The sequence below is a fragment of the Gammaproteobacteria bacterium genome, from assembly GCA_028817225.1.
Lineage (GTDB): Bacteria > Pseudomonadota > Gammaproteobacteria > Poriferisulfidales > Oxydemutatoraceae > Oxydemutator.
The window spans coordinates 51860-58101 of sequence record JAPPQC010000058.1 but is presented as its reverse complement, the minus strand read 5'-3'; the positions used below and the strand labels follow the sequence as shown (position 1 = coordinate 58101).

6 protein-coding genes are annotated in these 6242 nt (G+C 57.3%); 4 read left to right on the top strand and 2 right to left on the bottom strand.

Translation table 11 applies throughout. The features are described 5' to 3' along the window. Positions 1-369: 369 nt before the first annotated feature. Both OXU50_08495 and OXU50_08490 read right to left on the bottom strand, forming a co-directional pair. Positions 370-846, bottom strand: a complete 477-nt coding sequence (locus tag OXU50_08495; GenBank protein MDD9869906.1) for a hypothetical protein — start codon at positions 844-846, stop codon at positions 370-372. After that, complete coding sequence (locus OXU50_08490) at positions 843-1136, bottom strand: hypothetical protein (GenBank protein MDD9869905.1); 294 nt, start codon at positions 1134-1136, stop codon at positions 843-845. Before OXU50_08490 ends, OXU50_08495 begins: the two co-directional genes overlap by 4 nt. Before the next feature lie 546 nt (positions 1137-1682). Here OXU50_08490 and OXU50_08485 point away from each other — a divergent pair. Genes OXU50_08485 through OXU50_08470 form a run of 4 tightly spaced genes read left to right on the top strand, consistent with a single transcriptional unit; the run spans position 1683 to position 6120 of the window. Next, entirely contained in the window at positions 1683-2786 is a 1104-nt protein-coding gene (locus OXU50_08485; protein ID MDD9869904.1) for an ankyrin repeat domain-containing protein, read from the top strand. Positions 2787-2811: 25 nt separating this feature from the next. Beyond that, positions 2812-3735 (top strand): hypothetical protein, encoded by a 924-nt coding sequence (locus OXU50_08480; protein MDD9869903.1) that lies wholly within the window; start codon positions 2812-2814, stop codon positions 3733-3735. Between the two features lie 52 nt (positions 3736-3787). Next, on the top strand, positions 3788-5551 hold the full coding sequence (argS, locus tag OXU50_08475; GenBank protein ID MDD9869902.1) for an arginine--tRNA ligase: 1764 nt from the start codon (positions 3788-3790) through the stop codon (positions 5549-5551). After that, a complete protein-coding gene (locus OXU50_08470; GenBank protein ID MDD9869901.1) occupies positions 5548-6120 on the top strand; it encodes an SPOR domain-containing protein in 573 nt (190 codons plus the stop codon). The genes argS and OXU50_08470 overlap by 4 nt, the downstream gene beginning before the upstream one ends. Positions 6121-6242 lie beyond the last annotated feature (122 nt).

The following is a 6242-nucleotide window of genomic DNA, read 5'->3' as shown; positions in this document are numbered from 1 at the left end:
GGAACAGCCCGCATCGCAAAGAACCGGCGGGCAGTATAATGCAGACGGGCCGTTTTCTGAACAGGCAAGTCCTTGACATTTTGCCGCAGAAGTTTCCTAAGTCTTATTCGGCATACTCCGCAACGATGCCCAATCGGATTTTATCAGCACAAAAAGTATCGCAAACACATGCTCCATCCACATACTAATATCCGGGAATAAATCCGAATATCCCAAAATTTCTTCTACAGCTGTGCCTATTGGGAAAAGTACAAGACCGTAAAGCAGACAAACACCACAAAGCCACCCAAGAGTGGGCTTCAACACAAATGAAAGTATGTGATTCAAGTCAGTTGTCAACTTCATTAGCCTTCCCGCCAGTACATCAGATTACGAACGTTGCCGTCGGCCAATATTGGACTTATTCCGCAAGCTTTTCAGCGGTATCCATGCTGAGTCAGTTGGGCGCTTAACGCTCCAGTACAGCCAACCATTGACACTCATCTCACGCCCTCGCACTTTGCTTACGACATAACACGCGGCACTGGATGGAGAGTCAAAAGTCTCCCCACCTACATGCCATCTGCCATTCTTGATTTCACCGCCCACGGCAACACCCGGATAATCGAGACGCAACTCGGTTCCGATGGGCAGTTCCACCCCTTTTCCGCACCAAGCCCCTTCTAATATCGCAGATATTCCCTGCATAATGCTTCCGTTCTTCGGGGCAGGCGCAATGTCGGCAGGGGGTTCAGGCAATTCAAGAAGCCGGCGCAGGGCGGTATTCTCGGGTTCATCAAAGCTCCTGCGTTCCGCCTCAATCTTTTTGTGGACATCGAAATCAACTTCAATGGTTCTCGTTTTCATTGAATTGCCTCCAGCGGTTTCATCGGCGGATGGAATTTATACATTGAGGGAGAGAAATTGATTTTGGGAACACAATACGCCCAACGGCTTTCAACAGAGGCCCGCAATTCGTGCAGCGAGACCCAGCCCCCGCCAAGGAGCGGAACCTCAATGTACATCCAGCCATTGAGGCCCCTCTTATGCCTTCCCACTTTTTTGGCTACAACGGAGCCGATTGCAGCGCTTGGTGACTCAAAGCCGAGAATGCCATCGGCGCATAATTTGCCATTTTTGACATTCCCATAAGCCACTGGGACTCCCCAGTGTATAAATTGCAACGGGCAACCGTGTGGCAGAATGATATTCTGGCGTTCCCAGCAGTTTTCGAGGGTATTACAAACCATTATCTTTACTCCTATGTAAGGTTAGTTAGATTAGTTTAGTATAGCATAGGAGGATAGGAGATGTCAAGACCTGAATATGTCCAGTGAAATCAATGTTTACAGCAGTGCTTGCTTTAGGCTACTTAAGAGCACTCTTGGTGCTTCATCCCCCTATTGCCGACCGCGTGGCGGCCCTGCGACACATCGGCAGACGGCAAGACAGGCGCAATTACTTCCTGGGACAGCATTATGATTTGCCCTCGCAGATGTCGTGAGGGGTTCGGATGAGGTGGGAATCAGGTGTTGCCGCAACTTGCCTTTTATTCCAACGGATGGAGTTGTGCTTAACTGAGTCTATCGGCTTTGGCGTACAATCGGCAATGTTTTGTCAATAAAATCTGATTCATGCAGGTTTGCAGGGCATCATTGGCGAAAGACAAAAACAACAACAAGAGGTAACGATACGGTTTCATAATGAACACTATCAAGAAAACTGTGGTGGCGAGTGTGATGGCGAGTACAGCACTGGCGACAACATTGTTGCTTGCAGACATTACCATCGGCCAAGATTGCGGCAACCTTTGTTCTGCCTCTTTTTGGGAGACAGCCACCGTGAACGATGTCAAGCATGAACTTGCTCAAGGCGTCAGCCTGAAAGCAAGAGGAAAAATTATAGGTTTGACTCCCTTGCACTTTGCGACAGTGAATAGTAAAAACCCGGCAGTAGTTGAGTTGTTGCTCGACCGCGGTGCCAATCTGAAAGCAAGAATCGAAGATGGTTGGACTCCCTTGCACATGGCGGCGGCAGGTAGTGAAACTCCGGCAGTAGTTGAGTTGTTGCTCGATCGCGGCGCTGACCCGAAAGCAAGAAGCAAGGATGGTTGGACTCCCTTGCACATGGCCGCGGGGAATAGTGAAACCCCGACAGTAGTTGAGTTGTTGCTCAATCGCGGTGCTGACCTGAAAGCAAGAAGCAAGGATGGTTGGACTCCCTTGCATATGGCGGCGAGAGATAGTGAAACTCCGGCAGTAGTTGAGTTGTTGCTTGATCGCGGCACTGATTTGAAAGCAAGGAATAAAGGTGGGCTGACTCCTCTGCACTTGGCGGCGGCTGGCAGTAAAGCCCCAGCAGTAGTTGATTTGTTGCTCAATCGCGGTGCTGACCTGAAAGCAAGAAGCAAGGATGGTTGGACTCCCTTGCATATGGCGGCGAGAGATAGTGAAACTCCGGCAGTAGTTGAGTTGTTACTCGACCGCGGCGCTGACCTGAAAGCAAGGGACGAATATGGGCAGACCATCTTGCACATGGCTGCGGGGAATAGTGAAACCCCGGCAGTAGTTGAGTTGTTGCTTGATCGCGGTGCTGACTTGAAAGCAAGGGGTAAAGGTGGGGAGACTCCCTTGCACGTGGCGGCGCTTGCTAGTAAGACCCCAGAAATAGTTGAGCTGTTACTCGATCGTGGCGCCAATCCAAAGGCTAAAGATGATAAAGGCAAGGTTCCTTTTAATTTTGCGAAAAAGAACGAGGCTCTTGCAAACACCAATGCCTACTGGCGGCTGAACGAAGGGACGTACTAAACTGTTTTTCCTCGATGAAATTATCATGATTATTCTTGCCGCAACGCTTGTCGCTCTTCTGGTTGGCACGGCTTACTACGCGGGCACCGGTTTCTGGAAGAAGCCGCGGTTGGCGATTGTTACTTTTGTCTCGCTGTTTGTGCCTGCTGTTGTCTTGTTGCCCCTCAGCGGCTGGAAGCCTCCGTTGCTCGGGTGGTCAAGCGGCTGGACATATCTGGCGTTGGTCTATCTTGCTGTTCATCTTGCCGGGCTGGTGGCCTGGTTCTGGGCGCTTGTTGCCGAGCGGGCGGTGCGCCTTTTTCACAAGGTGAAGAATGGCCTGGCTATTTTCCTCGGTCTTGCCGCGGCATGGTATATCTTGGCGCCGTATATCGTTATGGCCGATGAAGAAATCTTGTGGACAATCGCCGGCCTGATTCTGATTGCCATCGTTGTTGCCGGCGGACTGCGGTTGTTCCGGATTTTGCGCGGGAAACTGGCGGGCTGGAAGGAAAAAAGGAAAGCGGCAAAAGACCGGGCGCAAGCAAGCCAGCAGGCGCAAGAAACCCGTCCGCCGCAAGACCAACCAGCAAAAGGCTGGCCACCAAAAGATCAATCACCGCAAGACCGGGCAACAGAAACCCGCTCACCGGCAGACCAACCCCAAAGCGAGCCGTCCGAAAGCCATCCCGAAGACGGCAAGACCGTCTCCGCTCGCCTCAAAAACCTGATGAAAAATGTGCGTGGCCGGGTGCATATGAAAGTGCGCACAAAAAACGGTCGCCCGCGTTTCTCGCTGAGCGTGATTATTGAGAACCTTCGCTCGTGCATACCCTGGCGCATCAGCATCGGAAACATCATTCCATTGCTGCGCCGCCTTTTCTCCATCAAGAAATGGTTCGCCCGACTGTGCCGCACCATCCGCGCCCGTTTTTCCCGTTCCGACAAAGCCAAAACTCCCCCGTCCTAATCCTCTACCCCTATCGTAGTATCATTACCGCCGCGCCGCCGCCGGCACCATCATGCAGGACGAAATCAAACAATGGCTCAGCCACAGCCTCAAGGCGCTTTGTGCGTCCGGCGTGATTTCCGAAACGGCGGCAGCGCAGGCGCCGCCGCAGGTGACGCGCACCAAAACCCCCGAACACGGCGATTACGCCAGCAACATCGCGCTGGCGCTGGCCGCCGACGCCGGGTGTGCGCCGCGGCAACTGGCGCAGCGGATTGTCGAGGCGCTGCCGTCGCCGCCGGCGCTTGAAAAGGTCGAGATCGCAGGCCCCGGCTTCATCAATTTCCATCTGAAAGAGGCGGCGGTGGCCGCCGTCGTCGGCGAGATTCTGGCGCAGGCGCAGGACTACGGGCGCGCCGCCGCCGGCAGCCGCGGGCGCGCGCTGGTTGAGTTTGTGTCGGCCAACCCGACCGGGCCGCTGCACATCGGCCACGGGCGCGGCGCGGCCTACGGCGCAACGCTGGCCAACCTGCTCGAAGCCGCCGGTTACACGGTGGAGCGCGAATACTATGTCAACGACCAGGGCCGCCAGGCCGATATTCTGGCGCTGTCGGTGTGGCTGCGCTACCTTGAACTGTGCGGCGAGGAAGACGTTGAGTACCCCGCCAAAGCCTACCAGGGCGACTACATCTGGGATGTCGCCGCCGTGCTGCACCGCGCCGAGGGCGCGCGCCTGCGGAAAGGCACCGTCCTCATCAACCCCGCCGCCCTGCCGCAAGATCCGGAAGAACGCCTCGACGCGCTGATTGAAGCCGCCAAAACCGAACTCGGCGCCGCCGACTACGCCATCGTGCTGCACACCGCAATCCACACCATCCTCGACAGCATCAAGGATGAACTGCACCATTTCGGCGTGGACTACGACCGCTGGTTCCAGGAAAAATCGCTGGCCGACAACGGTGAAATCGCCGCCGCCATCGCCCGCCTGAAAGACGCCGGCCACCTCTACGACAGCGAAGGCGCGCAATGGTTTCGCTCCACCTCGTTCGGCGACGACAAAGACCGCGTGCTCGTGCGCGCCAACGGCCACGCGACCTACTTCGCCGCCGATGTCGCCTACCACCTGAACAAATACGAACGCGGCTACGACCTGATTGTCAATGTCTGGGGCGCCGACCACCACGGCTATGTCGCGCGCATCGAGGCCGCGCTGAAGGCGCTGTCGCTCGACGCCGGCAAACTGCGCACCGTGCTGGTGCAGTTCGTCAACCTGTACCGCGGCGACGACAAGGCCGGCATGTCCACGCGCGGCGGCGAATTTGTGCCGCTGGCGGCGCTGCGCAAGGAAATCGGCGCCGACGCCGCGCGCCTGTTCTATGTGATGCGAAAATACAACCGCCATGTGGATATTGACATTCAACTGGCGCGCTCACGCTCAAGCGACAACCCGGTCTATTACATCCAGTACGCGCACGCCCGCGTTTGCAGTTTGTTCGCGCAGGCGCGCGCGCGCGGCTTCGCGCCGCCGGCGCCGCAAGCCGCGCCCGGCGCGCTGTCGCCGGAACTGCTGACGGAAGACGAGGAAAGCGACCTGCTGAAATTCCTCGCGCGCTACCCCGGCGTCGTGCGCGCCGCCGCCGCCGAAATGGAGCCGTATTCAATGATGAACTACCTGAAGGAACTGGCGGGCCGCTTTCATGTCTATTACAACCGCCACCAGTTTCTCGTCGCCGACGGCCAACTGCGCGCCGCGCGCCTCGCGCTGGCGGCGGCGGTGCGGCAGTTGCTGCAAAACGGGCTTGGGATGCTGGGCGTGTCGGCGCCGGAGAAGATGTGACCTCGCGCCGCGACTACAACGACTACAAAAGAGCGGCGCGCCCCGCAGGCGCCGCGGCCACGCCTGGCCCCGCCGGGCGTTTGCGCTTCATCGCCGGGCTGATTTTCGGGCTGGCGCTGGGGCTGGGGCTTTCCGCCGCCTTCGGCGTTCATCTGCACTTTCAGCAGATGCTCGTTTCAGCGGACGCGCCCGCCGACGCGCCCGCCGAAGCGCAGCCCGCCGCCGACACCGCCAACGACGCACTTGAATACGACTTTTTCACGCTGCTGCCCGACTTCAAACTGATCATCCCGGAACAACCGGCGCCGGACGGCGCCGAACCGTCCAGCAAGCCGCAGTTGGGCAAATACATCCTGCAGGCCGGCGCGTTCAGAACCCCGGCGCGCGCCGAACGGCAGAAACAGAAACTGACCGACATGGGCTACAAGGCCGAGGTGCAGTTGTTCCGCGTGGATGGCGCCGATTGGTACCGCGTCTGGCTCGGCCCGTATTCGCGTCTGGCGCCCGCCGATGCCGCACGCCGCACGCTGAAAGAGCACGGCATTGAGACGCTGCTGACGGGGCGCTGATTGACCTTTCCCCTAAATGCACTATCATTGTGCGCTTTGGGGGAAACATGCACGACAGAAGTGCAAAAAATACCGCTATCCGCCCGCGCAGCGGCCACAAGCCGTGTGGCATGATTTTCGCT

Excerpts from the sequence above, each read along its gene's own strand:
- OXU50_08495 (MDD9869906.1), bottom strand. The coding sequence starts at position 846 with ATGAAAACGAGAACCATTGAAGTTGATTTCGATGTCCACAAAAAGATT.
- OXU50_08485 (MDD9869904.1), top strand. The coding sequence starts at position 1,683 with ATGAACACTATCAAGAAAACTGTGGTGGCGAGTGTGATGGCGAGTACA.
- OXU50_08480 (MDD9869903.1), top strand. The coding sequence starts at position 2,812 with ATGATTATTCTTGCCGCAACGCTTGTCGCTCTTCTGGTTGGCACGGCT.
- argS (MDD9869902.1), top strand. The coding sequence starts at position 3,788 with ATGCAGGACGAAATCAAACAATGGCTCAGCCACAGCCTCAAGGCGCTT.